The 25,883-nt window shown below is 72.9% G+C and carries 30 protein-coding genes; 19 read left to right on the plus strand and 11 right to left on the minus strand.

All coding sequences use genetic code 11. From position 1 onward, the window contains the following. Window positions 1-45 precede the first annotated feature (45 nt). The 3 genes from ACIRBX_RS35965 to ACIRBX_RS35975 form a co-directional block, all read right to left on the minus strand. On the minus strand, window positions 46-309 hold the full coding sequence (locus ACIRBX_RS35965) for an acyl carrier protein (RefSeq protein WP_402304069.1): 264 nt from the start codon (window positions 307-309) through the stop codon (window positions 46-48). Next, window positions 306-1,775 carry an AMP-binding protein gene (locus ACIRBX_RS35970; RefSeq protein WP_402304072.1) on the minus strand — a complete coding sequence of 490 codons (1,470 nt, stop codon included), beginning with the start codon at window positions 1,773-1,775 and terminating at the stop codon, window positions 306-308. The genes ACIRBX_RS35965 and ACIRBX_RS35970 overlap by 4 nt, the downstream gene beginning before the upstream one ends. Before the next feature lie 222 nt (window positions 1,776-1,997). Continuing rightward, window positions 1,998-2,447 carry a MarR family winged helix-turn-helix transcriptional regulator gene (locus ACIRBX_RS35975; RefSeq protein WP_402304073.1) on the minus strand — a complete coding sequence of 150 codons (450 nt, stop codon included), beginning with the start codon at window positions 2,445-2,447 and terminating at the stop codon, window positions 1,998-2,000. Window positions 2,448-2,756: 309 nt separating this feature from the next. Between ACIRBX_RS35975 and ACIRBX_RS35980 the strand changes: the two genes are divergently transcribed. The 7 genes from ACIRBX_RS35980 to ACIRBX_RS36010 all read left to right on the plus strand — a co-directional run bounded on the left by ACIRBX_RS35980 (window position 2,757) and on the right by ACIRBX_RS36010 (window position 7,255). Further along, entirely contained in the window at window positions 2,757-3,914 is a 1,158-nt protein-coding gene (locus ACIRBX_RS35980) for an IS701 family transposase (protein WP_402304074.1), read from the plus strand. Between the two features lie 129 nt (window positions 3,915-4,043). Beyond that, complete coding sequence (locus tag ACIRBX_RS35985; RefSeq protein ID WP_402304075.1) at window positions 4,044-4,568, plus strand: nucleoside deaminase; 525 nt, start codon at window positions 4,044-4,046, stop codon at window positions 4,566-4,568. Continuing rightward, a complete protein-coding gene (locus ACIRBX_RS35990; protein ID WP_402304077.1) occupies window positions 4,565-5,254 on the plus strand; it encodes a DsbA family protein in 690 nt (229 codons plus the stop codon). Before ACIRBX_RS35985 ends, ACIRBX_RS35990 begins: the two co-directional genes overlap by 4 nt. A 110-nt stretch (window positions 5,255-5,364) precedes the next feature. Next, a complete protein-coding gene (locus ACIRBX_RS35995) occupies window positions 5,365-5,682 on the plus strand; it encodes a DMT family transporter (protein ID WP_402304079.1) in 318 nt (105 codons plus the stop codon). A 43-nt stretch (window positions 5,683-5,725) separates the two neighbouring features. Beyond that, a complete protein-coding gene (locus tag ACIRBX_RS36000; RefSeq protein WP_402304081.1) occupies window positions 5,726-6,148 on the plus strand; it encodes a DMT family transporter in 423 nt (140 codons plus the stop codon). A gap of 212 nt (window positions 6,149-6,360) precedes the next feature. Next, on the plus strand, window positions 6,361-6,522 hold the full coding sequence (locus tag ACIRBX_RS36005) for a hypothetical protein (protein ID WP_402304083.1): 162 nt from the start codon (window positions 6,361-6,363) through the stop codon (window positions 6,520-6,522). Between the two features lie 37 nt (window positions 6,523-6,559). Then, the gene (locus ACIRBX_RS36010) at window positions 6,560-7,255 is read left to right on the plus strand and encodes a lysophospholipid acyltransferase family protein (protein WP_402304085.1); all 696 of its coding nucleotides are present in this window, start codon (window positions 6,560-6,562) and stop codon (window positions 7,253-7,255) included. 86 nt (window positions 7,256-7,341) lie between these two features. Here the strand turns inward: ACIRBX_RS36010 and ACIRBX_RS36015 are convergent, their stop codons facing one another. Next, on the minus strand, window positions 7,342-7,941 hold the full coding sequence (locus ACIRBX_RS36015) for a hypothetical protein (protein ID WP_402304087.1): 600 nt from the start codon (window positions 7,939-7,941) through the stop codon (window positions 7,342-7,344). 157 nt (window positions 7,942-8,098) lie between these two features. Between ACIRBX_RS36015 and ACIRBX_RS36020 the strand changes: the two genes are divergently transcribed. Together ACIRBX_RS36020 and ACIRBX_RS36025 are read left to right on the plus strand one after the other, a co-directional pair. Beyond that, the gene (locus ACIRBX_RS36020) at window positions 8,099-9,025 is read left to right on the plus strand and encodes an NADP-dependent oxidoreductase (RefSeq protein WP_402304089.1); all 927 of its coding nucleotides are present in this window, start codon (window positions 8,099-8,101) and stop codon (window positions 9,023-9,025) included. Window positions 9,026-9,217: 192 nt separating this feature from the next. Further along, the gene (locus ACIRBX_RS36025; protein WP_402304091.1) at window positions 9,218-9,946 is read left to right on the plus strand and encodes a class I SAM-dependent methyltransferase; all 729 of its coding nucleotides are present in this window, start codon (window positions 9,218-9,220) and stop codon (window positions 9,944-9,946) included. A 147-nt stretch (window positions 9,947-10,093) separates the two neighbouring features. On the opposite strand, the gene ACIRBX_RS36030 is transcribed toward ACIRBX_RS36025, so the two are convergent. Both ACIRBX_RS36030 and ACIRBX_RS36035 read right to left on the minus strand, forming a co-directional pair. Then, window positions 10,094-11,464, minus strand: coding sequence for a hypothetical protein (locus ACIRBX_RS36030; protein ID WP_402304093.1), 1,371 nt, complete (start codon window positions 11,462-11,464; stop codon window positions 10,094-10,096). 172 nt (window positions 11,465-11,636) lie between these two features. After that, window positions 11,637-11,996, minus strand: a complete 360-nt coding sequence (locus ACIRBX_RS36035; protein WP_402304095.1) for a winged helix-turn-helix transcriptional regulator — start codon at window positions 11,994-11,996, stop codon at window positions 11,637-11,639. A gap of 67 nt (window positions 11,997-12,063) precedes the next feature. Between ACIRBX_RS36035 and ACIRBX_RS36040 the strand changes: the two genes are divergently transcribed. After that, window positions 12,064-12,951, plus strand: a complete 888-nt coding sequence (locus tag ACIRBX_RS36040) for an NAD(P)-dependent oxidoreductase (RefSeq protein WP_402304098.1) — start codon at window positions 12,064-12,066, stop codon at window positions 12,949-12,951. 47 nt (window positions 12,952-12,998) lie between these two features. On the opposite strand, the gene ACIRBX_RS36045 is transcribed toward ACIRBX_RS36040, so the two are convergent. Beyond that, entirely contained in the window at window positions 12,999-13,511 is a 513-nt protein-coding gene (locus ACIRBX_RS36045) for a protein phosphatase (RefSeq protein ID WP_402304100.1), read from the minus strand. Between the two features lie 107 nt (window positions 13,512-13,618). On the opposite strand from ACIRBX_RS36045, the gene ACIRBX_RS36050 reads away from it, so the two are divergent. Continuing rightward, window positions 13,619-14,677, plus strand: coding sequence for a serine hydrolase domain-containing protein (locus ACIRBX_RS36050; protein ID WP_402304101.1), 1,059 nt, complete (start codon window positions 13,619-13,621; stop codon window positions 14,675-14,677). A gap of 275 nt (window positions 14,678-14,952) precedes the next feature. Here the strand turns inward: ACIRBX_RS36050 and ACIRBX_RS36055 are convergent, their stop codons facing one another. The 3 genes from ACIRBX_RS36055 to ACIRBX_RS36065 all read right to left on the minus strand — a co-directional run bounded on the left by ACIRBX_RS36055 (window position 14,953) and on the right by ACIRBX_RS36065 (window position 18,818). Then, window positions 14,953-15,618 (minus strand): hypothetical protein, encoded by a 666-nt coding sequence (locus ACIRBX_RS36055; RefSeq protein WP_402304103.1) that lies wholly within the window; start codon window positions 15,616-15,618, stop codon window positions 14,953-14,955. Between the two features lie 551 nt (window positions 15,619-16,169). Then, window positions 16,170-17,924 carry a purine-cytosine permease family protein gene (locus tag ACIRBX_RS36060; RefSeq protein ID WP_402304106.1) on the minus strand — a complete coding sequence of 585 codons (1,755 nt, stop codon included), beginning with the start codon at window positions 17,922-17,924 and terminating at the stop codon, window positions 16,170-16,172. A gap of 126 nt (window positions 17,925-18,050) precedes the next feature. After that, the gene (locus ACIRBX_RS36065) at window positions 18,051-18,818 is read right to left on the minus strand and encodes a M24 family metallopeptidase (RefSeq protein ID WP_402304107.1); all 768 of its coding nucleotides are present in this window, start codon (window positions 18,816-18,818) and stop codon (window positions 18,051-18,053) included. A 94-nt stretch (window positions 18,819-18,912) separates the two neighbouring features. Between ACIRBX_RS36065 and ACIRBX_RS36070 the strand changes: the two genes are divergently transcribed. Continuing rightward, window positions 18,913-19,560, plus strand: coding sequence for a TetR/AcrR family transcriptional regulator (locus ACIRBX_RS36070; RefSeq protein WP_402304108.1), 648 nt, complete (start codon window positions 18,913-18,915; stop codon window positions 19,558-19,560). Window positions 19,561-19,844: 284 nt separating this feature from the next. Continuing rightward, window positions 19,845-20,519, plus strand: coding sequence for a signal peptidase I (gene lepB, locus ACIRBX_RS36075; RefSeq protein ID WP_402304110.1), 675 nt, complete (start codon window positions 19,845-19,847; stop codon window positions 20,517-20,519). A gap of 63 nt (window positions 20,520-20,582) precedes the next feature. Here lepB and ACIRBX_RS36080 read toward each other — a convergent pair whose 3' ends face one another. Next, a complete protein-coding gene (locus tag ACIRBX_RS36080) occupies window positions 20,583-21,167 on the minus strand; it encodes a TetR family transcriptional regulator (RefSeq protein WP_402304111.1) in 585 nt (194 codons plus the stop codon). Between the two features lie 525 nt (window positions 21,168-21,692). Here ACIRBX_RS36080 and ACIRBX_RS36085 point away from each other — a divergent pair. From ACIRBX_RS36085 to ACIRBX_RS36110, 6 genes are all read left to right on the plus strand, one after another. After that, a complete protein-coding gene (locus ACIRBX_RS36085; RefSeq protein WP_402304113.1) occupies window positions 21,693-22,397 on the plus strand; it encodes a cholesterol esterase in 705 nt (234 codons plus the stop codon). Window positions 22,398-22,650: 253 nt separating this feature from the next. Beyond that, window positions 22,651-23,208: a DUF6114 domain-containing protein gene (locus ACIRBX_RS36090; protein WP_402304115.1), complete on the plus strand. Its 558-nt coding sequence runs from the start codon at window positions 22,651-22,653 to the stop codon at window positions 23,206-23,208. 1 nt (window position 23,209) lies between these two features. After that, window positions 23,210-24,085, plus strand: a complete 876-nt coding sequence (locus ACIRBX_RS36095) for a DUF6230 family protein (RefSeq protein ID WP_402304117.1) — start codon at window positions 23,210-23,212, stop codon at window positions 24,083-24,085. Beyond that, entirely contained in the window at window positions 24,079-24,549 is a 471-nt protein-coding gene (locus tag ACIRBX_RS36100; protein ID WP_402304119.1) for a DUF6114 domain-containing protein, read from the plus strand. The genes ACIRBX_RS36095 and ACIRBX_RS36100 overlap by 7 nt, the downstream gene beginning before the upstream one ends. Further along, complete coding sequence (locus ACIRBX_RS36105; RefSeq protein WP_402304121.1) at window positions 24,546-25,190, plus strand: hypothetical protein; 645 nt, start codon at window positions 24,546-24,548, stop codon at window positions 25,188-25,190. The genes ACIRBX_RS36100 and ACIRBX_RS36105 overlap by 4 nt, the downstream gene beginning before the upstream one ends. Continuing rightward, on the plus strand, window positions 25,187-25,873 hold the full coding sequence (locus ACIRBX_RS36110; RefSeq protein WP_402304124.1) for a DUF6230 family protein: 687 nt from the start codon (window positions 25,187-25,189) through the stop codon (window positions 25,871-25,873). Before ACIRBX_RS36105 ends, ACIRBX_RS36110 begins: the two co-directional genes overlap by 4 nt. Window positions 25,874-25,883 lie beyond the last annotated feature (10 nt).

The raw sequence follows: 25,883 nt of genomic DNA on the forward strand, positions 1-25,883 counted from the left end.
GTGTGGGAGGTGGTGCGGGTGGAGCGGGGTGGTGCGGTGCGGGACTCAGACGGTGGCGGGACGGTGCGCGAGGACCAGCGCCACCATGGAGTCCAGGGTCCGGAAGTCGTCGGGGGAGAAGTCCAGGTCGTCGACCGGGAGTTCGTAGGTCTCGGTGAAGTGCGACAGCAGGCGCACCAGGCCGAGGCTGTGCAGGACGCCGGACTCGATCAGGTCGTAGTCGCCCGTCAGGTCCGAGGTGTCCTCGCCGGCCAGGAACTCGGCCACGACGTAGGCGCGGACCTCGTCGGCTATCCGGGTGCTGCTCATGCGTCGATCTCCTTCAGGCGGTTCTGCTTGATGAGGTTGCGGTCGGGCTTGCCCGTCGAGGTGCGGGGCAGGGCGGTGCCGGTGACGTGCACGGAGCTGGGGATGGCGTGCCGGGGCAGGTGCCGCCCCAGGTGGGTGCGCAGCCGCAGTCCGCTGAGCGGGCTGTCGGGGTGGTGGGTGACGTGGGCGTGCAGGCGCACGCCCGCCTCCGGGTCGGGCAGCGGGACCACCACGGCCTCCGCGACGTCCGGGTGGGCGGCGATGACGTTCTCCACCTCCTGGAGGTTGGTGCGGATGCCGCGGACCTTCACGTGCCAGTCCGCGCGGCCCTCCAGGAAGTACCGGCCGTCCGGCGCCCGGCTGACGATGTCGCCGGTGCGGTAGAAGACCGTGCCGTCCAGCTCGGTGAAGACCGCCGCGTTCAGCTCCCGGCGCAGGTAGCCGGTGGTCTGGAACGGGGTGGCGACCAGCAGTTCGCCGCTGCCCGCCGCGGTGAGCCGCCTGCCGTCCGGGTCCAGCACCAGGGCCTCGGTGCCCCGGATCGGGCGGCCGATCGGCATCGGGCCGGTCAGGTCGGCGCGGTCCAGGCGGTGGATGAACGAGTCGTTGGTCTCGGTGCAGCCGAACACGTTGTGGAACGCGGCCTTCGGGAAGGCCGGTGCGGTCCGGCCGAGCAGCTCGACCGGCATCCGGTCGCCGGTGAAGACCGCGTGCCGGACGGTCCGGAAGACCCCGGCCCGCTCCAGCATCAGCCGGTACATCATCGGCACGCCCTGGAGGAAGCTGACGGTGTGCCGGGAGACCAGCGCGGCCAGGTGCTCGCCGTCGGTGGAGCGCTGCCGGTCGACCAGCACCACGCCGGCCCCGAGCCGCAGGAAGGTCCAGACGTCGAGCAGGGCCAGGTCGAAGTTGAGCGGTGCGTAGGAGAGCGCGGTGTCGCCGGCCGAGAGCTCGAACTCCTCGGTGGCCCAGTCGGCGAACGCCTCGAAGCCGTCCTGCTCGATCGGCACGATCTTCGGCGTGCCGGTGGAGCCGGAGGTGGTCAGCAGCAGGCGGGTGCGGGCCGGGTCGGCGACCGAGAAGCCCTCGGCCTCCTGCTCGTCCGCCTCGACCGGGGCGGCGGTGAGGCCGCCCGTCTCCTCGGCGGTGAGCAGCCGGACCGCCCGGGCCTGGGCGGCGAGCCGCCCGAGCACCTCGCCGCCCAGGTCGGGGGAGGGCGCCAGGGCGACGTGCCCCCGGCCGGCCAGGGCCAGCAGCAGGGCCACCGTGCGGGGCGTCTTGTGGGCCGGGACGCAGATGGTGCTGCCGTCCGGCAGCCCCAGCTGAGCCAGCTCTGCACTCAACTCTTCTGTGAGGTTGAGCAGTTGACCGTAGGTCACGGTCTGGTCGTGGTGGTGGAGGGCGATCTGGTGGGGCCGAGTGCGGCCGTGGGAGGCGACGGTCTCGGCCAGGCGGGACGATGGCACGGCGGGATTCCTCGCGGTCGCAGCCTCTCGGCAGTCGGTGCCGTTCGGCTGTTCGAATCGTGCGCTGTCGAGATAAAAGTTAGCCGAGCAGGTACATGCTTGGTCAAGCATCCACTTGGCGAAGTGGTTGTGACGCGGACCACTCAAATTGCACGTGCAAATAAAAAGGACCCCGAACGCGGTGGCGTCCGGGGTCCGGTGCGAGTCTGCGGCGGGGGGTGGTCAGCCCTGGGCGCCGCGCAACGCCTGGACCGTGGGGCCCAGTTCGGGGTCGGCAGTGAAGGTGTTCAGTGCGGAGGAGAGCACCTCCGCGTAGGTGGCGCGGGCGGCCTGGTAACGCTGGCGGCCCTCGTCGGTGATGACCGCGTAGACGCCCCGCTTGTCGGAGGGGCAGAGGTCCTTGAAGGCGAAGCCGGCCGTCTCCAGCCGGCCGACCAGCCTGGTGATCGAGGACTGGCCGAGGCCCACCTTGTCCGCCAGGTCCTGCATCCGCAGCTCGCTGCTGGCCGAGTGCTGGAGGTGCTCCAGGGAGCGGTACTCCGACAGTCCGATGCCGTGCCTGCGCTGCAGGGCCAGGGCCAACTCGCGTTCCACGTAGGTGTGCAGCGTCAGTACGCGGTTCCACACCGCGTGGTCGGAGGTGGGTAGGGACACGGGTGGAGAGCTCGCCATCGTTCCTCCCTCTGGGGTTGCTTCGGTCTTCCGCGAATGATACATGCTCATGCAAGTTTCTGGGCCGGTCGGTCGGTTTGCCGGGTCCCGGGGCGTTCGGTGAGGTCACGCCACCCGCCGGGAGCCGCAGGCGGCTCGTGCTGACGGAGGGGCGGCCGGATTCCGTCGGAACGGTCCTCGGAAAGTAATTCCGAACTGACGGAGTGCGCGGCCGACTTTTGGGTGGTGGAAAACATGGCGGACGTTCCTTACTGTGAGGGCGGCCCGAATTGACGCCGCCTATCCACCGCCACGGAAGGGACCAACGGCATGAGCAGACGGGAACCGATAGCCCGTTTCACCGACGAGTTGTTCGCCCATTTCAGTCGGGCGGACCAGCGTCGGTGGGCACACGCCTATGTGTACGGCCTGCTCGGCACACCGGGGAAGAAGACGGTGCGCCGGCTGGCGGAGCTGGTCAGCGACTCGCCCACGGCGGCGCAGGCGCTGCACCAGTTCGTCAACGAGAGCCCCTGGAGCTGGGAGCCGGTCTGCGACCGGCTGAGACAGTGGGCCGAGGACCGGGCCAGCCCGCTGGCTTGGACGGTCGCCCCCGTGGTGCTGCCCAAGCGCGGGGACAAGTCCTGCGGCGTGCACCGCCGTTTCGTCCCCGGGGCCGGACGGACCGTCAACTGCCAGGTCGGCGCCGCCGTCTTCATGGCCACCGAGGCCGGTGACCTCCCGGTGGGCTGGCGGCTGCTGCTCCCGGAGGCCTGGACCCGGCAGCCGCTGCGCCGCGAGCAGGCCAGGATCCCGTCCGCCACCACGGCCACCACCGAGGAGGAGGTGCTCCGGCTGGTCGACCAGACGGTCCGGCGCTCCCACCGCCAGGACGTGCCGGTGGTGGTGGACCTGGACGGCTACCTGGATCCGGCGGTCGTCGCGGAAGGACTGAACCGGCGCGGCCTGGAATTCCTGCTGGCCGTCCCGGACGGATTCCCGCTGGCACCGCTGGACGTCCGGGCCTGCAATTCCGGCCGGGCGGTGCTGCCGGCCGTGCGCATCCTGGCGGACTGCGCCGCCGAGCCCGCCCGAGCTCCGCTCGGCCGCCCGGCCCGGGTGTCGGGGCCGGCCCCGCTGGTCCAGGTGCCGGGCGCCACCGCGCCGGGCGGCCGGGCCCAGCCGCACCGGCTGCTGGTGCGGCCCGCGCTGCGCGCCAAGGACGTCGACCAGCTCTGGATCACCAACATGGTGCACCGCCCGGTCGAGCAGCTGCTCGACCTCACCGAGTACGGGACGGCCACCGGCGAGACCGTCTCGATGCTCCAACGGGGCTTCGGGCTAAGGGACTTCGAGGGCCGCTCGTACCCCGGCTGGCACCACCACATGACCTTGGTCTCGGCCGCCTACGCCTTCAGTCGGCTGGCCACGGCGACCCCCTCCGGGCAGGCCGCCGACCCCGCCCCGGCCGTGCTCCGGGCGGCCTGAGCTCGGCGCTTGACAGCTAGATGTTTGCTCATGCAAGCTTTATCCATCGCACAGACTCGGCAGTGCCGGAGTCTGCGAGAGATGAACATGCATATACATACAAGTTCTCGGCTCTGAGCAGGGGGAAGCATGCGTCACTCCGACATCTCGGAGAACGAGCTGACCGAGTACGTCCACGAGGCGGTCCGGCTCAGCCGGGAGCACGTGGCCAAGGGGGGCATCCCGTTCTCCGGAGTGGTGGTCAACCACGGCCGCATCCTGGGGACCGGCTTCAACCGGGTCCGCGAGGACAACGACCCCACGGCGCACGCCGAGGTGGTCGCGCTCCGCGAGGCGGCCGGCACTTACGGGCTGCACGCCACCGCAGGGGCCGTCCTGATCGCCTCCGGGGAGCCGTGCGCCCTCTGCTACATGGCCTCGCTCTACTTCAACGTGGCCCACATCGTGCACGCCGTGGACCGCCGGACGGCCGCCCAGTACGGCTTCGACTACACCAGCTCGTACTCGATCTTCGCGGAGGACCCGGAGACCTGGCCGATCCGGGTCACCTCGCTCCGGACCCCCGGGGACACCAAGCCGTTCGAGGAGTTCCTCACCCTCGACCGGGCCAACCTCCGTACCGCCAACCGCACTTCCGACCGGGAGCGACCGTGAACGAGCCGCAGGCCCCGACCGCGTACGACCTGACCGGGGAGGGGGCCGACAGGGTCCACATCAAGGTCTGGTCGGACTACGTCTGTCCGTTCTGCATGCTGGCCGAGGGCCCGCTGCACGAGGCCACCCACGACCTCGACGTCGAGATCGAGTGGATGCCGTTCGAGCTGCGGCCCCACCCCACCCCGACGCTCCGTCCGGAGGACGCCTACCTGCCCGCCGTCTGGGCCAGGTCGGTCTACCCGATGGCCCGCCGGATGGGCGTGGACATCACCCTGCCCACCGTCTCGCCGCAGCCCTACACCCGGCTGGCCTTCGAGGGGTACCAGTACGCCGCCGAGCACGGCAAGGCGGCCGAGTACACCCCGAGGATGCTGCGGGCGTTCTTCCAGGAGAACCGGGACATCGGACAGGTCGAGGTGCTCACCGACATCGCCGTCGAACTCGGCCTGGACGGTGCCGGCTTCGCCGGGGCCCTGGAGGCCGGCACCTACACCGAGACCCACCAGGCCGCGCTGCGGACCGCCGAGGCGTACCGGGTCTCGGTCGCCCCGACCCTGATCATCGGCGAACGCCACCGCATCGAGGGCGTCGCCACCGCGGCCCAGATCCGCAAGGCCGTGCTCGACGTCCGGGCCGAGCAGGCCATCACCCGGGGCGCCGCCTGCGGGATCGACGGGTGCTGAGCGAGCACCGAGCCGGTGCTGAGCGGGTGTCGAGCCGTCGCTGAGCGCCACCTGACCACCGGGCCCGCACCGGCCCGACCACTTCCCCAAGCAGCGAAAGGGACAATCCCATGCAGTGGCTCTACCTCGGCATCGCGGTCATCTTCGAGATCGCGGTGGCCATCGCGGCCGGCAAGGCCGAAGGCTTCAAGAACCGCCCGTGGACGATCGCCACCCTGGTCAGCGGCGCGATCGGCACCTTCTTCCTGAGCAAGGCACTGCAGACCTTCAACGTCGGTGTCGGCTACGCGATCTGGACCTCCGTCTCCGGCGTCGGCATCACCCTGCTCGGTGCCGCCCTGTTCGGCCAGAAGCTCACCTGGCAGAAGGGCCTCGGCATCGTGGTCATCATCGCCGGCGTCGTCGGCCTCCAGCTCAGCGGCGTCTGAGCCTCCGTCACCCCACTCGACCCGTCACGAAGGGACCGCGCACATGTCCAACACCAGCTCCGCATCCGGCCAGGCCAACCCGTGGATGATGCTCCTCCTCGCCGGCGCATTCGAGGTCGGCTACGCGCTGACCGTCGGTGGCAGTGACGGCTTCACCAAGCTCTGGTGGTCGCTGGTCGCCGTGGTGTTCTTCCTGCTGACCCTCTGGGCGCTGAGCGCCGCGCTGCGCAGCATCGACGTCTCGATCGGCTACGCGGTCTGGGCCGGCATCGGCTCGGTCGGCGCCGCGCTGCTCGGCCCGGTGGTCTTCGACGAGCACCTGACGGTGGCCCAGGGCGTATGGCTGGCCGTCATCATCGCCGGTGTGATCTGGCTCAAGCTGGCCGACCGGCTGAGCGCCCCGGCACCGGCCCCCGAGGTCGAGGCCGCGCCGCAGGCCGCGCCCGCCCAGCCGGTGAAGATCTGACGGATGACCGGCCCCGGTGCCGGACCGTCGATCGGATGAGCCGCCCTCGCACACCGGCGAGGGCGGCTCGCCGTCGTCCGGCGCGCACGCGCGGGTGGACCGCGCACCCCGGACGACTGAGCGGCGCCCCGGGGTGCATCGGTGGTGCCCCACGCTCCCCGGGGACGAGCGCCGGACGGGGTACTGCCGGGGAGTCGTGGCTGTCGAACGGCATGGGCACCGCGAAGCTCGACGTGGTGCCGGTGAGCTTCGGCCGGGTGCTCGACCGGCCGTTCTCCGGCGAACCCAGCGTCAGCCCGGCCCTCTGCAAGGAGGGCGGGCGGGCCCGGTTCCGGTACGGCCCGCCTCCGGGTGGCACGGCTGCGCCGAGGTGACCGGGCACTGTCCGGTCGGGGCGCTACGGTGTGCCGCATGAACGAACACAGGACGGGGCCGGCCCGGGGCGGGGTGCTGACCAGAGCGGCCGGGGCGGTGCTGCCGGCCCTGGGCCGGATCACCGTCAGCGGGGCGGAGCGGGTCACCGACGGGGCGGCGCGGGGCGTCATCCTGACGGCCAATCACACCTCGCTGGCCGACCCGGTGCTGGTGATGGGGGTGCTGGAGCGCCTCGGCGTGCGACCGGTCGTGCTGGCCACCGCCGGGCTCTGGCGGCTGCCGCTGCTCGGGCGGGCGCTGACCCGGGAGGGCTACGTCCCCGTGCACCGGGGCACCGCGCGGGCCGGGGACGCGCTGGTCGCGGCGGGGGAGGCACTGGCGGCCGGGCGGAGCGTGCTGCTCTACCCCGAGGGCGGCCTGCCGAAGTACCGCGCCTCCGCCGACCGGCCGCCGCGCGCCCTGAAGTCCGGCGCGGTCCGGCTGGCCGAGGCCACCGGCGCCCCGCTGCTCCCGATCGGCCACGCCGGTGCCCGCCGGGTCTCCTCCGGCAGCACCGCCAAGCAGATCGCGGGCGCCTTCACCGCCCCGCTGCGCCGGCCCCGGGTGCACGTCCACTTCGGTGCCCCGGTCCGATCCGGTGAGGAGGGTGGTCTGGAGACCGCGCTGGCCGAGGCCTGGAGCCACGCCGTCCGGGCGCTGGAGGCCGGTGAGGTGCCCGACCTGTACCGCTGAGGTGTGCCGCTGACGGGAGCGGGGCCGGGAGCGGCGACGGTCAGAGCCGGAGGTGACGGGCGGTCGGAGCCGGAGGTGACGGGCGGTCAGGGACGGCGCAGCGAGGTCACGCGCGGCTCGCCGGGGCGGCCGTCCGGCCCGACGGCGAACACGGCGAGCTGCTCGGAGGTGGTCACGGTGATCTCGTCCGGCCCGGTCCAGCGAGCGCCCTGGAAGCCCCCCAGGCTTTCGTCCCAGGTGCCCAGGGTCCAGTGCCGGGCCGACCAGCCGCTGCCGCTGATCACCTCCACCCGGTAGGCCGGATCGATCGACGGGTCCACGTCGGCCACCCGGAGGACCCGGTCCGCCCCGGCAGGTGAGTCCTGGCGCTTGACCTCCCGGTCGCCCCAACCGCTGAGGATGATCAGGGGTACGGCGCTGTACAGGGCACCCGTGGCGAGCGAGATCAGCGCGAGCGCGCCGAGGACCTGTGACCAGGTGCTGCGGAACTCGAACCGGACCACCCACGCGACCAGCGTGAGCACCAGTGCGCCGCCGAGCAGGAGTGCGGGGTGGTCGAGCCAGCGGGCGACCTCCACCAGGCCGCCGGAGCGTCGGGCCTGCCGGCCCGGCAGGTAGGCCAGTGTCGCGAGTGCGGCCGTGCCCAGCAGTGCCCAGGCGATGCGTCTGCGCCGTCGTATCGGCATTCGGTCCCCCGGAACGTTGATCGTTCCGGGGACTCTACTACCGGCGGGCGTACAGCCGATTGCTTGACATCCTCAACTATTCAGGTCTACGGTCGGTGAAGTACTTGAGGACATGAAACATCGAGTGCCTCAAATCTTTATGCACAGGAGTGTCACCATGAAGGCCATCACCTACCGCACCTACGGCGGCGCCGACGTCCTCGAGTACGGCGAGCGGCCGATGCCCAAGCTCGGCCCGGACTCCGTGCTGGTCAAGGTCCGCGCGGCCTCGGTGAACCCGGTGGACTGGAAGATCCAGGCCGGCTACCTCGACGGGGTGCTGGACGCGGTCTTCCCGGTCGTTCCCGGGTGGGACGTGGCGGGCGTGGTGGAGCAGGTCGGCGTCGGGGTGACCGAGTTCGCGGCCGGTGACGAGGTGATGGGTTACGTCCGCGAGGACGTGGTCGGCCGGGGCACCTTCGCCGAGTACGTGGCCGCGCCGGTCCGGACGCTGGCCCACAAGCCCGCCGCGCTGAGCTTCGAGCAGGCCGCCGGCCTGCCGCTGGCCGGGCTGACCGCCCATCAGGCGCTGACCGCAGCCCTGGCCGTCGGGCCCGGTGACACCGTCCTGGTGCACGCCGCCGCCGGGGGCGTCGGCTCCCTCGCCGTGCAGATCGCCGTCGCCCTCGGTGCCAAGGTGATCGGCACCGCCAGCGAGCGCAACCACGCCTTCCTGCGCGAGCTCGGCGCCGAGCCGGTCGCCTACGGCGAGGGGCTGGTCGAGCGGGTCCGCGCGCTCGCCCCGGCGGGTGTGGACGCGGTGCTCGACCTGGTCGGCGGCGAGGCGCTGACCGTCTCCCCGGAGCTGCTGGCCGAGGGCGGCCGACTGGCCTCCATCGCCGACGGCGCGGTGATCGGCCTCGGCGGCCGGTACGTCTTCGTCCGCCCGGACGCGGCGGGGCTCACCGAGCTGGCGGAGCTGGCCGACAAGGGTCTGCTCACCGTCGAGGTGGCCGCCACCTTCCCGCTGGAGCGCGCGGCCGACGCCCAGCGGCTGAACGCCGAGGGGCACACCCGGGGCAAGATCGTGGTCACCGTCGCCTGAGCGCGGCGCCCAAGGGCCCGCACCGGGCGGAAGCAGGTATCCAGTCCGGCACCGTTGCGCTCTGAGCGCGGCGCCCAAGGGCCCGCACCGTCGTCCGACGGTGCGGGCCCTTCCGTTTCTCCGAGGGTCAATCCCCTTTCCGGGAGCGGTAATTCGCTTGGAGGGCAGCACCTCCTTGGTGATACTGGCGCGATGCTCTCCGACGCCGACGCGGCTGCGCTCTACGACCGGCTGAACCCCTGGGACCCGGCCCGTTGGCCGAGCGACGCCTTCTACGACGGCCTGGTGGCAGCGGCCGGTTCGGTGCTCGACCTGGGCTGCGGCACCGGCCAGATGCTCCGTCAGGCCCGCGAGCACGGTCACACCGGACGGCTCACCGGCATCGACCCGGACCCGGCCGCCCTGGACCGGGCCCGCCGCCGCACCGACGTCGAGTGGGTGGCCGGCCGCGCGGCGGACATTCCGTGGGAGGCCGAGTTCGAGCTCGCCGTGATGACCGGCCACGCCTTCCAGTGCCTGGTCACCGACCGGGAGGTGGCCGACTCGCTGGCCGCCGTCCGGCGCGCGCTGCGCCCCGGCGGCCGGTTCGCCTTCGAGACCCGCCACCCGCAGGCCCGAGCCTGGAAGCACTGGACCCCGGCCAACGCCTCCGAGGTCACCGACGACACCGGCCGCGTCCTGCGGACCGGGCACCGGGTCGAGTCCGTCACCGGGGACGTGGTCACCTTCACCGAGACCACCACCGAGGCGGGCACGGTGCTGCGTACCGACCGGACCAGCCTGCGCTTCCTCGACGTCCCGGCCCTCGACGCCTTCCTGGCCGGAGCCGGTCTGCTGGTCGAGGCCCGCTACGGCGACTGGCACTGCGGCCGGCTCACCTCGGAGAGCCGCGAGATCGTCACGATCGCCCGCCGAGCGTGAGCCGCCGTCCGTAGTCGGCCGCGTGTGGCCCGCTCCCGTTTGACCTGCCGTACGTGACCTGTCGTACCTGGACCGCCCGTGTGACCTGCCGTCCGGCCTCGGTGGCCCGGGGGCCGTGGCGCTTGCCGGGCGGGAGCTGAGCGGGCGTCAGAGACCGCCGGCGGTCAGCAGGGTGTCCATCAGGTCGGTCGGGAGGGACGGCGACCGGGCGGCGGCCCCGGCGACGGAGCTCTCCGGGTCGGCGAGCAGTGCGAGCAGGGCTGCCACGGGGAGCCTGGCGTGGGCGGCCACGGCGGTGCGGACGACGCGGTGCCCGTCCCCGGCCAGGTCGCCGAGGAGGGCGGCGGGCAGTTGCGGATCACGTGGGGCCAGCCGGCGGATCCACGGATCGGGGTCGGTGGCGAACCTGCGCAGGGTGGTGGTGGGGAAGTCGACGCCGTCGGCCGGACGGCCGCGCACCTTGTCACGGGCCGGGTGGCCGCGCTCCAGGCGTTCGGCCGTGTCGGGGTCGATGCCGTGTGCGGCGGCGAGCCGGACGTGCGGGACCGGGTCGTCCAGCAGTCGGGCCCGCTGATCCGCCGTCAGGTACGGACTGTGGGCGGCGGTCACGCGGAAGCACGGGTACGGAGAACCGACGCCGAGTGCGGGGGCGTCGAGGACCCAGGGCACCGGGCGGAGCTCCAGATCGGCCAGGGTGAGCATGGCCTCGACTGCCCGCTCGGCCTGCTCGTCGGCGGCCCCCGGATCGAACAGCGCGTCAGCGCAGGCCCGCAGCCCGGCGTGGATCTCCGTGCGCAGGCTCTCGGGGCAGTCCCGGCGCAGCAGCACCTCCTGGCGGACCAGGGCCGACGGGTCCTCGGCCAACCGGTCGCGGAGCGGCACGGGGAGGTCCGGGTGGGCGGCGAGCTGCGCGCGGACCTCGGAGTCGGTGTCCGCGGCGAGTGCGGTGGCCAGTCCGGGGGAGAGGGTGAGATGCCGTACCACTCCGGCCCTGGTCGGCGGGTCGGCGAGCAGGGCCCCGTGCAGGTCGGCGGGCGGCACGGGGGACGGCGGTCGGGAGTGGCGGACGGCGCAGGCAGCCGCGCGCACGGTGGCGTCGGCGTCCGTCAGCAGGGACCGCCGGACGGCCTCCGGCGCCCTGGTCCACCACTGCGCGAGGGTGCCCCGCACCCGGGGGTCGGGGTCGTGGGCCAGCCCGGCCAGGACCCTGGCAGGGGCGCGGGAGCAGCGGGCGAGGGCGATCCGCACCTCGGGGTCGGGGTCGGCCGCGAAACGCCCGTACAGCTCGGCCGTCCGGCCGTCCTCGGAGCGGAGCAGGCCGCTGCGGACGTGGCCGTCCTGATGGTCCGCCAGCCGGAGCCGGGCCTCTGGCGGGAGGCCCGGGTTGACGGCCAGTGCCCGCAGGACGTCATGGTCCCGGGAGCGCAGCAGGCGGTCGGCCGCCCACTCCGGCAGGGTGGGGCGGCCGGCGAGGGCGGACAGGACGGTGGACGGATGGCGGGTCACGGGCGGCTGCACGAGGGCATGCTAGGAAGCGGCCCACGCGGGCGGAAGGACCCGGAAGGACCGGAAGGTCGGGTTCCGATGGCCGAGCCCCGGGCGGGAGTACCCACTTATTTGTGCGTACTGGGCAGGGCCGGACCGAGCCAGCAGACTTGTGGGCAGAGGGAAGAAGGGAGATGACAGCGGGTCAGGAGGCCGAGCGTTCGGCCCGTTCGGCCGCCATCAGGTCCAGGCGTTCGTAGCCCAGGTCGGAGACCGGGCCGAGGGCCAGGGAGAGGCGGCGGCCGAAGTCGGTCAGGGAGTAGACCGTCTTCAGAGGCAGGACGTCGTGCACCTCGCGGTGCACCAGGCCGTCGGACTCCATCTCGCGCAGCGCCTGGGTGAGCACCTTCTCGCTCAGGCCCGGCAGCCGTCGGCGGAGTTCGGCGGGGCGGTGCGAGCCGGATTCCAGCAGCCAGAGCAGGGACGTCTTCCACTTGCCGTCGATCACCGCGATCGCGGCGGTCACCCCGCACACGCTCGGGTCCACGGCCTGACTGCGCGTCATCTCTTCCCCCAGGAGTCCTCGTTCGGGGTTCCCCGTTGTCCACCACCATGTCTACAGGAGTCGACGTATGTCCACCAACCACACCTTCCCCACCGTCACCGTGCTCGGCCTCGGCCCGATGGGCCGCGCGCTGGCCGCCGCCTTCCTCGCGGCAGGTGTCCGCACCACGGTCTGGAACCGCACCGCGGGGCGGGACGCCGAGCTGGTCGCGAGCGGGGCAGTGAGCGCGGCGAGCGCCGAAGAGGCCGTGTCCGCAAGCGAGTTGACCGTCGTCTGCGTGGTCAACTACGACGCCTCGGACGCGGTGCTGCGCCGCCCCGAGGTCGAGGCCGCACTCAAGGGCCGGACCCTGGTCAACCTGACCGCCGACTCGCCGGACCGGGCCCGGAGCACCGGTGCCTGGGCGGCCGGGCACGGCATCGACTACCTGGACGGCGCCATCATGACGCCGGCCCCGAGCATCGGCGGCCCGGAGGCGGTCTTCATCCACAGCGGTCCGGCCGCGCTGTACGAGCGCTACGCGCCGGTGCTGGCGGTGCTCGGCGGCAGCCACACCCACCTCGGCGAGGACATCGGCCGGGCGGCCGGCTTCGACATCGCGCTGTTGGACATCTTCTGGACCGCGATGGCCGGGTACGTGCACGCCCTGGCGCTGGCCAAGGCGGAGGGGATCAGCGGGCGGGAGCTGGCGCCGTTCGCCCAGGGCATCGGGGCGATCCTGCCTCCGCTGTTCGCCGAGTTCGCCGAGGACTTCGACAGCGGCAGCTACTCGGGCGCGATCAACCCGCTGACCTCGGGCGTCTCCACCATGGCCCACGTGGTGCACACCGCCGAATCGCACGGCATCGACTCGGGCGTCATGCGGGCGGCCGAGGGTCTGACCCGTCGGACCATCGCGCTCGGGCACGGCGCGGACGGCGTCAGCCGACTCGCCGAGGTGCTCGGCCGGCACTGAACTCCCGGACGGGAAGCGGGATCCAGGCGGTGCGGGCGGTGCCGGTTTCAGGCGACGGGGTCGAGCTCGCTGAGCAGCGCGGCGACGCCGAGCCCGGTGCCGAGGTACTCCACGAACACCTCGGTGCTCAGCGCCCACGGCGAACGCCGCCGCCGGATCAGGTCGATCGCGTCGGGCAGCGGGTGGCCCAGCTCCACCAGCGCCCGCGCGGTCACCAGGCCGGAGCGGTTGTAGCCGGAGTGGCAGCGCACCAGTACGGTGCGCCCGCTCCGGACCGCCCGTGCCACCGCCAGGGCCAGGTCCTCGGCCGCCCGGAGCTGATCACCCGTCAGCCGGCCGTCCGGCATCCGGGCGTACAGGTGCTCCACGCCGGGTGCCGGCCCGTGGCCCGGTCGGGCGTACAGGCTCGCCACCAGGTCGAACTCGGCGCCGACCACGGCCTCCCTGAGCTCTCCGGTGCGGTCGGTCCAGACGTGGCCGCCCATCCAGAGGCCCGGGACGATCTCGTTCCACGGCTCCTCGGGGCCAGGCCGGTCCCGGTCCTTCTGCTTGGTGCGCATCATGCCCTCCCGGCCGCCTGAACGCCGGGCCGGGCGGGGGAGTTCCGGAGTGCCGCACCACGGCCCGGGCCGGCGGGTGAGGGGCGGGGGTGTGGTTTCCTGTCGGCATGGCGGATGATCTCGGCGCGCTGGCGCAGCGGACGGCGGACGGACTGGCACGGGACCGGGCGGGCGTGGTGGTCGCCGCGCTGGCGGGCGGGCAGGTCGAGATACGGGCGGCCGGTGCGGTCGGGGTCGAGGACGTCTTCGAGATCGGCTCGGTGACGAAGGTCTTCACCGCACTGGCGCTGGCCGCACTGGTGGTCGAGGGGACGGTCTCCCTGGATCAGCCGCTGGCCGAACTGCTGCCGGAGGCGGGCCGCTTGACGAAGGACGGAGCGGCCGTGACGCTCGGGCAGCTGGCCCAGCACACCTCAGGGCTGCCCCGGCTGCCGCACGGCATGCTGCTCCGCGCGCTGCTCCGCCCGTCCGCGCCGGACCCGTACGCGGGGCTGACCGAACCGGTGCTGCTGGGGACGCTGGCGAAGACCCGCCTCGGTGCGGTCCCGGGCCGGCGGCACCGCTACTCCAACCTCGGTGCCGGTCTGCTCGGGCTGGCCCTGGCCCGGCGTACCGGCACCGACTACGAGGGGCTGATCGCCCGTCAGGTGACGGGCCCGCTCGGCCTCCCCGGCATCACGGTGGCCGCCGGCCGGCCGCAGGTGCAGGGCCACGACCGTAAGGGCCGCCCGGTGGCCGCCTGGCAGCTGGCCGCCCTGGCCGGGGCGGGCGGGCTGCACGCCACCGCCGGAGAGCTGGCGGGCTTCCTCAAGGCCCAACTGGAGCCGGAGCAAAGCGCACTGACGGAGCCCATCGCGCTCAGCCGCAGCGTGCGGCACCCCGTGACCCCGTTCGCCTGGGCCCATCTCGGCTGGCTGGGGCAGCAGTTGCACGCCAAGCAGGGCGGCCGGGTGGAGCTCTGGCACAACGGCGGGACGGGCGGCTTCTCCTCCTTCGTCGGTCTGAGCCCGGAGTGCGGCACCGGTGTGGTGGCGCTGGCCAACACCCAACGCTCGGTCGACGGACCGGCCTTCAGCCTGCTACGGGAGCTGTCGGCAGCCTCTGACCCGGGGCTCTCACCGGCCGAGCCGTCCACGGCTGATGACGGCCGCGAGGAGCGCTCCTGACCGGCGAGATCGAGGCTTCTGGAGCGTCCGGCCGCAGATCCTGAGACTTGGCCCGTGTCCCGCTTGGGTCGGAGCACCCGGGGATGGCCACAATCAGTCATCGATGGCCGACTTCGCACGGCCCCTTAGCCGGCTCTGCTTCTGTCCGTCCACTTTGCCGTGAGTGTCCCCGTGCAACGGATCGACGCAAGCTGCGCCCACGTGGCGGCTCGACTGTCCAGACAAGCTGGTCGGCGCCCGCTTCTACCCCGATCGCAGTTGCGCCCACAAGTTGATCACTTGCCGAAACGAATACGGATGGGTAGAGGCGACAGACTGAACGGGGTCAGCTCAACACGGGACAGCAAGCCACTGGCGCCGCCGCGAGGGTGATTCGTCACTTCTACATCGACAAGAGGAGCGCCGATGCAGCGGACATCCTTCTCGTCACCGTCGACCAGGACAGTGACAGTAACCGCCTGTCCCCGGCTCAGCAGGGACGGAAGCACGTCAACCCAGTCCTCAGCCAGACGCGCGGTGCCCACGGACACGACAGGACCGATGTCCAAGGATGGGAGGACTGTCCCCGTGGGCTGGGTGTCGACGCTAAGGACTGCGCACACGTTGGTACCGTCAAAGCCGAACCTGATCGAAGCATTGTTGTGGAACATGGCCGCGGTGATGTCGCGGGAACCCTCATTGGTGATCACCAACTCGACGATGCGGGGCTTCTGCAGCTGTTGCCCGCCCAGCTGCACAGTAAGACCGCCACCACCCGCAGGGAGCTGCGGAACGATAAGGGAGGTATTCGACTTCACCCACCAGTTGATCACGCGCTTAGGGTTTGCGGACCTAATCGTCGCCCATGCTGCCAGGGCTCCCACCAAGACGCCGACAACGGTCGTGATGACGTACTGCCAGAAGGCGCCGGCTGACCACCAGTCCCCTGCAAGGATATTCATGCGCCTGGATTAAACCAGTTCGACAGGGCTCGCGCGGGGGCTTCGGCAGGATTCGTCAAGTGGCGCAGATGCGGACTTTTGGCCTGTGCCGCACAAGGGGCGAGGAGTCGACGTCGGTCGTTCTTGGCCACCCTGGGTCGCCATCCGACGGCTTATAGACAGCCCGGCGAACCCACCCGGACTGACACTAGAAAGACTATTCGGGAGAGCCGGTATGCCGCCATCCATCCAGACGTCTCTCGACCGCCCTCCCGTGACCGTCTGCACCGACGGCGATGAGGCCGCCCGCACGGCAAGGAACGGGACTCGGGGTGGTGACAGGGTCGGTTGCCTCGTCACCTCCACCTGATCGAATCCGTGCAGCTGACCTTGCGGAGGCTTTCGAGCAGCTTGTCCGATGGGCGGTCAGGAAGGTGGAGAGTGCCGCTGAGCTGGGGCGATAGGGCTATTCCAGGGTCCTGTGCGTCGCCGAGCGGAGGGTACTCTCCAGTTGGCTGAGCTGCGGTCCGGCGACCCGGGCCATGGTTCGCCGGACGGCGGCGCAGGGGCGGTCAGGAGGGGGCGTCCGAGGAGGGCCGGACGGTCGGCAGGCCGAGGGGGACGGGGCCGGCGGGGGGCTTGGTGCAGGCGTCGTGGCAGGTGGCGTCGAGGCTGCAGCAGAGCGAGCAGATGGTGCCCTGGTGGAAGGGGCAGCCGGCGGTGTCCGGGATCTCGTAGTGGCCCTCGCAGATCACGCACTGCCGGGTCTCGGTGGAGTCGAGGTACTCCGCCTCGGGGTCGGGACGGGCGAGGTAGTACCGGCCCCGGGTGGCCCGGGCGATCAGCGGGCAGAGCACCATGGCCAGGACGAGCGCGATGAACGGGCTGAACGCCTTGGGGTACGGGCCGAACAGGCCGAAGAACGCCGCGATGGAGACGGCGGCGGCCACGCACATGGCACCGAAGCCAGCCGGATTGACGGCGTACAGGTGGGCGCGCTTGAACTCGATGTGCCGGGGGCTCAGCCCCAGCGGCTTGTTGATCACCAGGTCGGCGGTGACGGCGCCGATCCAGGCGATGGCGACGTTGGAGTAGAAGCCGAGCAGCGCGCCGAGGGCGCTGAACATGTCGAGCTCCATCAGCAGCAGCGCGACACCGCAGTTGAGGAAGATGTACCAGACCCGGCCGGGGTGGCGGTGGGTGATCCGGGAGAAGAAGTTCGACCAGGAGAGCGAGCCCGAGTAGGCGTTGGTCGAGTTGATCTTTACCTGCGAGACCACCACGAACAGCCCGGCCACCGGCAGCGCGGCGGCCCCCAGCCACGGTCGCAACGACTCCACGTACGGGGCGATCGGCTCCAGTGCCTTCGCCTCGCCGACCACCCCGAGTGCCGCGAACGCCAGCAGGGCGCCGCCGAGTTGCTTCACCGCGCCGATCACCACCCAGCCCGGCCCGGCGGCCAGCACCGCCAGGTCCCAGCGCCGGGCGTTGGCGGGGGTGCGGGCCGGCATGAAGCGCAGGTAGTCGGCCTGCTCGCCGATCTGGGCGATGAGGGAGAGCGCGATTCCGGTGCCGAGGCCGAAGCCCAGCAGGGTGAAGCCCGAGCCGACCCCGTGGGTGCCGCCGAAGGAGGTGAACTCCCGGAAGGTGGAAGGGGATTCGACGGCGAGGATGACGAACGGGGCGATCAGGCCGGCGATCCACACCGGTTGGGTCCAGGACTGCATCCGGGCGATCCAGGCCATCCCCTTGAAGACGATCGGGATGACGATCACCGTGGTCAGCAGGTAGCCGACCGGTAGCGGCAGGTGCAGCACCTCGTGGAACGCCTGCGCCATGATCGAGCCTTCGAGGGCGAAGAAGATGAAGGTGAAGCTCGCGTAGACCAGGGAGGTGAGGGTCGAGCCGAAGTAGCCGAATCCGGAGCCCCGGGTGAGCAGGTCCATGTCGACGCCGTTAGCCGCGCAGGCCCGGGCGATCGGGATGCCGGTCAGGAAGATCACCACGGCGGCGGTGAGGATCGAGGCCAGTGCGTTGGTGAAGCCGTAGGACATCACGATGCCCGCGCCGATCGCGTAGTCCGCGAGGTAGGCGATCCCGCCCAGTGCGGTGGAGGCCACCGCCGTGGGCGACCAGCGCCGGAAGGAGTGCGGCGCGTAGCGGAGCGAGTAGTCCTCCAGACTCTCGTCCGCGGCCGACTTGGCGTACGAGCGGCGGGGGTTGGAGGGGGGAGCGGTGGTCGCGGCGGTCGGTGGGGCGGTCGGGGCTGTCGGCGGGGCCATCGGCGGGGTGGGCGGGTGCGCGGGCGGGCTGCTGATCTCGGTCATCGCCGCTCCTCGGGCGTCGGGGCAGATGACCGGTGAGGCTAGGGACGCCGTGTGAAGGCCGAGGTGCCCGCGCCGTTTCGCCCCGGTAACCCTCGAAGCTTTTCCCGGCGGGGAGTTGGCGGTGGGTCAGGTGGTGGCGAGGGCGTGCGGGAGGTCGTCGTCGAGCCAGCAGGCGGAGTCCTCGGTGACCACCAGGAGTTCCTCGAAGGCGACGCCGACCCCGCGGAAGGCGAGTCGGGGGGAGACGGCCCACAGGCCGGGGGGCAGGCGGTGCGCCTCGGAGACGGGCCGGGCCGGGTGGGCGATGACGCCGCCGGGCAGGGCCCGGTCGGGAGTGGCGTAGCCGTGCCGGGCGGCGAGCGCGTCCACCGCCCGGCCGAGCCGGCCGAGCGGGTGGCCGAGCCGGACCTCGCGGAGCACCAGGGCCCGGTAGGCGGGCAGGTCGGCACGCAGGACGTCCCAGACCGGATTGCCGCCGCACCGGCCGGCCAGGGTGACGCCGACGGTGCAGCCGTGCGCGGTGACCAGGCCGTCCAGCAGGTAGGGCGTCCCGTCCCGGAGCCGCTCCGGCTCGCGCAGCCGCGCCAGCAGCCGGCCGCCGACGCCCGCTGCCCCACCCTGCCTGATGCCCGCCGCCGTACGGTGGCCGAACCGGGCGGCCGGGCGGCGGAGGAAGGCGCCGAGCCCGGCGGCCCGCAGCGAGTGCCGCAGCCACTCGGCCGCATCGGCCTCCCGCATGCCGGCGCGGAGTCGGCCGGCGGCCGACTCGGCTGCCCGGTAAGCGAGTTGCTGCAGGTCGCGGTAGCGGTCGAGGTCGGACTCCTCGTACGGGAGCACCGCCCGGTGGGCGAGGTCCGGGGCCGGGCCGGGTGACCGGACGGGGCTGCTGGGCATGGCGGTACCTCGCCTCGCGGGTCGGCCGGACGGGTCCTTGTTGAGTAGGACTCAAAAGTAGCCACACCCGGGAGGAAGTCAATAGGATGCGCGCGTGCATCCCCCACTGCGCTCCGGACGACGGCTCTCGGCGGACCAGCGTCGCCGCCAGATCCTGGAGTCTGCCCGGGAGTTGGTGCACACCGACGGCCTGGAGAAGCTCTCGGTGGAGACGGCCGCGCGGTCGGCGGGGGTGTCGCCGGGCCTGCTGTTCCACTACTTCGGCTCCCAGCGCGGCTTCCGGGCCGCCGTGGTGCAGCTGGTGGCGGACGAGCTGCTCGGGCAGGTCGCGCCCGATCCGGCGCTCAGCGGGGCGGAGCAACTGCGCGGCGGCATCGAGCGGTTCGTCTCCTTCGTCGGACGCCACCCCTCGCTCTACCTGGCGGTGGTCCGGCAGGTCGACCGGGGCGGCACGGGCGCGATGGCGACGCTGCACCGCGACCTCCGGGCCCGGTTCGCGGAGTGGATCCTGGCCGCGCTGGTGGAGGCGGGGACGCCGCGCACGCCCGCCGTCGGGGCGAGCGTGCACGGCTGGCTGGCCTACATGGAGGAGCTGCTGGTGGGGTGGCTGGACGGTGCGGAACTGACGGCGGAGCAGCTCACCGACCTGTGCGAGCGCGGCGCCTACCAGCTGGTCGCGGTGGCCGTCGATGACCCGGAACGCTGGCGGGCGGTCCGCGCGGCGCTGGACCGGCGGCCCTGACGGCACGCCCAGGCGGGGCTGTGGTGCAGCCCCGGTGCGGCGGTCGGCCGGGTCGAACGAGGGGCCGCCGGGGCGTGGGGTGACCGTCCGTGGGGCGGTCCCGATGTGCCTGCCCGCAGTGCGGCGGTCGTCGGGGCGGTGGCGATCGCTGGGGAGGCTGCGCGTGGTCGCTTCCGTCGGTGGGGAGGCCGGGGGCGGGGAGGCCGGGCCCGTCCGGGTCTTCCGGAACGCGGGCCGTGGCGCTAGCCTCCCGTCGCACCGGATCACACCCCCAGGAGTGCCCGATGCCGACTGCCCCGCCCGCCACGGACGTTGCGGCGGACTCCGTCCCTGCCGACCGACCGCGCCGCCGGATCGGGCGGCTGCTGCTCGGCCTGCTCGCCGGAGCCGTGGTGCTCTGCGTGCTCGCGGGGGTGGCGGTGGCGGCGCTCGCGGTGCGGGTGGACGGGGCCAGCATGCGGCCGACCCTCGCCGACGGCCAGCGGCTGCTGACGGTGCCGGGCAGCGGCGGGGCGGAGGTGCGGCGGTTGGACGTGGTGCTGCTGAAGCGGCCGGGCCGGGACGAGGTGATCGTCAAACGGGTGATCGGCCTGCCCGGTGACCGGGTGCGGATCTCCTCCACGCCGCAGGAGCCGTTCGAGGTCCTGCTGCAACCGGCGGGCAGCGGCGCGTGGTACCGGGTGGAGCTCCCCGCCTGGACCGCCCAGGCGCACCGGACCGGCGGTTGCTGCACGCCGGACGGCACTCGGACGGCGGCGCCGACCACGCAGACCGTGCCGCCGGGCCGGGTGTTCTTCCTGGGGGACAACCCCGACGGTTCGGAGGACTCGCGCAGCTTCGGCTGGGGTGACCTGGCCACCGTCTCCGGCCGGATCGGCCTGCGGGTCTGGCCCCCGGCCGAGATCGGTCGGCCGGGCGCCGCGCCGACCCTCAGCGAGGTGCCGGCGCCGCAGGACTGATCCCCGGTCAGCCTGGGACGGCCCCGCGCCGGGCGAGGGCGCGGGTGGTGCCGCCGAGGTGCCTCAGGCCCCGGCGACCCGGACGAACACCTCGGCGATCCGGCGGGCGGCGGCGGCCGGATCGTCCGTGCCCTGGACGATGTGACTGGCGGTCAGCCGGACGGCGGTGTCGATCGCCAGCTCGCGGGCGTCCGGGTCGATCGCCGGCCAGGCGGTGGCAGCGTGCCCGTCCAGCATCGCGGTGGCGGTGGTGAAGGCCGACCCGGCGCGGGTGGTGAGGTAGGAGAGCAGACCGTCCTCGCCGTCCCGGGTGGCCGTGAGCATGGCCTTCACCAGCGGGTTGCGCCCCGCGAGGCGCAGGGTGAAGAGGGCGGCGGCCTCGGCGGCGGCGCGCGGGTCCCCGGGATGGTCGTCGAGCTGCTGCTCGATGCCGGTGAGGCAGAGTTCGAGCTCGCGGCGGAACAGCGCCTCGCCGAGCGCGTCCTTGGAGCCGAACTCGTTGTAGACCGTCTGCCGGCTCACACCGGCGAGGGCGGCGATCTGGGTCATCCGCAGCCGGTCGAAGCCGTCGGCGGCGACCAGGTCCCGGGCGGTGTCGAGCAGCCGCTCGCGCAGCAGCGACCTGACGGTCTCCCTGATCCATGGCATCCGCCGAGTCTAGGGGCTGTCCCTTCGGTGGGGCCGGGCGGGCGCCGTCGGAGCACGCCCCCTCCCTGCCCGCCAACGGGCAGGAGGTCCCCTTCAACGACGCCCGCCCACGCGGCGGAGCCGCACGGCGTCACCGCCGACCTCACCAAGGAGACGGCCCCGGAGGCTGTGCCGCCGAACGGACCGGGGGCGTCGCGGGCGGTGCTCCCGCGCTGCCCGCCGCCGGGGCGGGGTGACCTCCGCCGACGCCTGCTCGGGCGGCGGTGGGCGCGGGGTGGCGTCGGTGCCCCGGCCGGCGGGAGGGCTCGGTACGGGCCCGGTGCCGGGTGGTGGATGCACGGTGGACGCGTGTACCGACTCGTGCCAACGCTATTGACACCCCATCACCCTCTGCTTACTTTCTGGACACGCAGCCGAAATATGTAAAGTGCTCCGGGAGTGTCAGGGATGGGCGCTCCCGGAGCCGGCCGCGCCTCAGGTACCCGCGCCACCCCTCGGCCGCGCGGGACGACGGATGGAGACCCCATGCAGGAAGAACCCAGAGGTGTCACGCGCTGGCGCAGGTCCGCGCTGATCGCGGTGCCGGCCACCTGCGCCATCGCCGCGATGACGCTGGCGATGGTGCAGGGCGTGCTGGCCGCGAACCTCTCGCTCACCAGCGTTCCGTTCACCCTGTCCTCGAACACCGTCGCGGCGCCCAAGGGCCTCGGTGCGGTGATGACCACCGTGACGGCCGGCAGCCCCACCGCCGCCGCCGAAGTCGGCCTGCCCAAGGCGGGGTTGGACGGGATCTGCATCCACGCGGTCCAGTCCGTCAACCTGCCGGTGGTCGGCACCGTCGGCACCTGGTCGCTGAACATCTCCTCACCGGCCGCGGCCACCCCCCTCACCAGTGCCCAACTCGCCTCCGGGCAGGGCATCCAGGCGAACAACCTGATCCTGGACGCCCAGTCGGTGAAGGGCGCCACCGCGACCCTGAACGCGACCGCCACCACGCCGAACCAGATCGGTGCGGCGGCCGACAGCGCCAACATCAAGGGCACCGGCATCACCGACGGCACGGCCGGTCAGTTCGGTCTGGACGCCACGGGCGGCCAGACCGACATCAGCGGCCTCAAGGCCAACGCCAACGGCGCCACCATCGGCGGCGCCATCACCCTGCCCGACCTGGCCATCAACCTGGCCAACGGGGACACCGCCGGCAAGGGCGCGGGCGGCGGCGACTGCTGACGGACCGCCGGTCCGCGGCACCGCCCGCACCCGGGGTGGGGCACCGCCTCCGGACGGCGTCCCACCCATCCCGCCCGCACCGGTCAGCTCGCCCCGACCGCTCCCGCGCGGCCCTGAACCACCGTGCTCCGCACGGCACTTCACCGAACCCACAGCTCCGAAAGCACCGCCCCGCGCAGTCCGGCAGTCCCGCAGCGCACCCCGAGCACGCTGAGACAGGCCGAGACACCCCGACGCTCCAGCGAGGATCCCGATGGCATCCACTCCCACCACCCCCGACAGCCCGGCCGCTGCCGACACCCCAGCTGCTGCCGACGGTGCGGCCACCGCCGACGGCGGGGCCGCCCTCGACTCCCCGGCGCCGCCCCCGGCCGCCATGCTCACCCGGGCCCGGCTCGGCTTCCGCCGCTGGCGCCGCAGCCGCCCGTTCTGGGCCTCGGCCTGGACCGGGCTCGGTGGCTTCGTGATCCTCTACCTGCCACTGGCCCCGGTCGGCCGCATCCTGCACGTCGGCGTCGGCGGCATCACCGGCATGGCGGGCGGCGCGATCCTGATGGCGCTGGCCGGGCTGATGCTGCTGCTCCCGGGGCAGCGGCACACGGCGGGGGTGGTGGCGGTGATCGTCGGGGTGGCCTCGTTCCCGCTGACCAACCTCGGCGGGTTCTTCGTCGGGATGTTCCTCGCGGTGCTGGGCGGGTCGATGGCGGTCGGCTGGCTGCCGGAGAAGCCCGCCCGGCGGGCCGGGCTGTTCCGCCGCCGGGGCGGGCGGGTGGCACTCGCCGCGGCCGGGCCCGAGACGGCGGAGGTCTGAGATGGCGCTGCGCCTGCTCCGGCCCGACCGGTCGGGCATCGAACCCCGGCACCGCCGGTCGAGGTTCCGTCAGTACCCGGGCCGACTGCGCGAGTCGGCCGCGGACCGGCTCCGGACGGTGCGCACCGGGGGAGCCGATCGGCTCCGGTCGGTGCGCACCGGGGCCGCCGACTGGAACCGTACGATGCGGGCCGAGGCCGCCGACGGCACGGCGCGCGGCACCCGCTGGATCCGCTCCACCGCCGTCCTGCTGCCGGCCACCGTGACGGTCGGCGTGCTCGGCGCGGCGCTCGCGCACGGAGCGCTGGCGGCCGGGTTCAACGTCACCAACACCCCCTTCACCCTCACCTCGAACGGGGTGTCCGGCACCGGCTTCGGCGCCATCCTCAACACCCCGACGATCGAGGCGGCGAACGGCTCCACCTCCACCAGCACCGCGATGGCCCGGGTCGGCTTCGCCAGCGCCGGGCTGGCGGGCCTGTGCGGCATCGTCCACCAGTCGATCGCGGGCGTGCCGTACTCGCTGCTGCTGACGGCGGGTCAGACGGTGACCGCCACCCCGCCCGCCAACCCGACCACCGACATCAACGCCTCCAACCTCTACCTCCAGGCGCCGACCCTCACCGCCTCGGGGAACACCACCCTGCAGAACGCGGTGCTCGGGATGTCCGCGGACCAGGTGATGGTGGCAGGGCAAGCGCTTACCGGGGCGCAGCCGGGCGGTTTCGGCCTCGGGTCGGCCGGCTCCGGGCCGACCGGATCGACCGTCAACCTGGCCGGGCTGAACGCCAACGCGTACACGGCGGAGATCGCCGGATCCCTCACCCTGCCCGCCCTGAACATCAGGGTGGTCGCCGGATCGGCCACCACGTGCTGACCGGGGCGCGGGCCGCTGCCTCGGGCGGGTGGCGCTGGTTCACCGCCTTCCGTCGGACCCGGCCGTTCTGGGGCGGGGTGTGGCTGGTCGCGGGCGGCTGGACGGTGCTGAAGTTCTCGCTCGGCGCGGTCCAACTGGTCACGGCGGTCGGCTTCAACGCGGTGGCCGGCTACCTGGTCGGCTGCGGGATGATGCTGTGCGGGCTGATCCCGATCGCCGCGCCGCGCCAGCGGGTCACCTTCGGGCTGATCGGCACCGTGCTGGCGGTGGTCTCCCTGGTGGTGTCCAATCTGGGCGGCTTCCTGCTGGGCATGCTGCTCGGCGTGCTGGGCGGGGCGATGACGGCGGGCTGGGGCCCGCGCCGGAGCCGCACCACCGGCGCGGGCCCGGGTGCGGGTACCGGCTCGGGCTCGGGTGCGGGTACCGGCGCGGGCGTCGGGGCGGGCGCCGGGGCGGCGGAGTGATCCGGGTGCGGCGGGTGGTCGCGGTCGCCGGGGCGTTCGCGGCCCTGGTGGCGGTGGCCGTGGCGCCCGACCGGTCGGCCGACGCCGCCGCGCCGCCGCCCCGGCTCGCGCCCGCCGCCGTCGCGTCCGGGAAGCCGGTGCCGCTGGGCATGCCGTTCCTGCCGACGCCGACGCCGATGCGGGTGACCATCGACAGCATGGTCGCGGTCGGTCTGACGGTGAAGAACAACGTCACCGTCCGGCTCTCCGACGGCTCCACCCGGGTGACCACCCAGTACACCTTCACCCAGCTGAGGATCCGGAAGAACATGCAGGTGCGGCACACCGCGCCGGACGGCACCGCGATCGCCATCTCGGTGCCCGACACCGGCTCGCTCGGCGGCATCGACAAGGCCGGCCGGCCGGAGACCACCGTCATGTGGGGCGACATCCGGCAGATCTGCGTACCGGTGCTGGCGATCCCGATCTGCGGCATCCAGGGCCTGCTGAACTTCTTCGGCTCCTTCATCCAACTCACCGCCGGGGCCACCAACTTCGACGCCGACGTGTACGGCATCCGGACCGTCGACGACCACTCCGACCTGAGCAACACCAACAACCCGGTGCACCTGCCCGGCACCATCACGGTGACCGGCCCGTGAACGGCCCGACGGGGCACACCCGTTGGGGCCGCAGTGCGCTGGTCGCACTGCCGGCCCTGCTGGTGGCGGGCGGTCTGGGCGCCGCGCTGGCGGACGGTGCGCTGGCCGGCGGGCTGCAGATCCAGTCCGGCACCGTCCAGCTGACCACCAGCAGCCTCTACGGCACCCGGTACGCGGCGGCCGTGGTCGACCAGACGGCCGTCCGGCCGGACGGCAGCACCTCCACCGTCCACCCGCTGCGGATGGGCTTCGCGAAGGGTGTGATCAACGGGCTCTGCCTGGCCCAGCAGCAGCAGATCATGGGCGCCACTTACACGTTGATGTTCTCGCTCGGCGACAGCAACCCGGGCACCTGGGAGATCGTCACCGAGAACACCGTGCTGGACCTGCACAGCGCCACCGGCGAGCTGGACATGGACGGCCTGGTGGACCTCAACATCAACGGCGCGGACACGGTGATCGCCCCGGAGGGCAGCCCCCCGGTGCCCAATCCGCTCGGCAGCCCGGAGCACCGCTTCGGCATCCAGGCCGGCTACGCCAAGTTCGACCGGGTCACCGCGACCGTCCACGACCTGCAACTGCCCGGCCTGCTCTCCACCCCGGGGCTGCGCATCACCGTCCGCCCCGGGGCGGTCGACTGCCCGGCGCCACCCGCTCCGACGGGGACCCCGGGCAGCCGTTGAGCCGACGGCG

Origin of the sequence: Kitasatospora sp. NPDC096147, assembly GCF_044763225.1 — a bacterium.
GTDB lineage: Bacteria > Actinomycetota > Actinomycetes > Streptomycetales > Streptomycetaceae > Kitasatospora.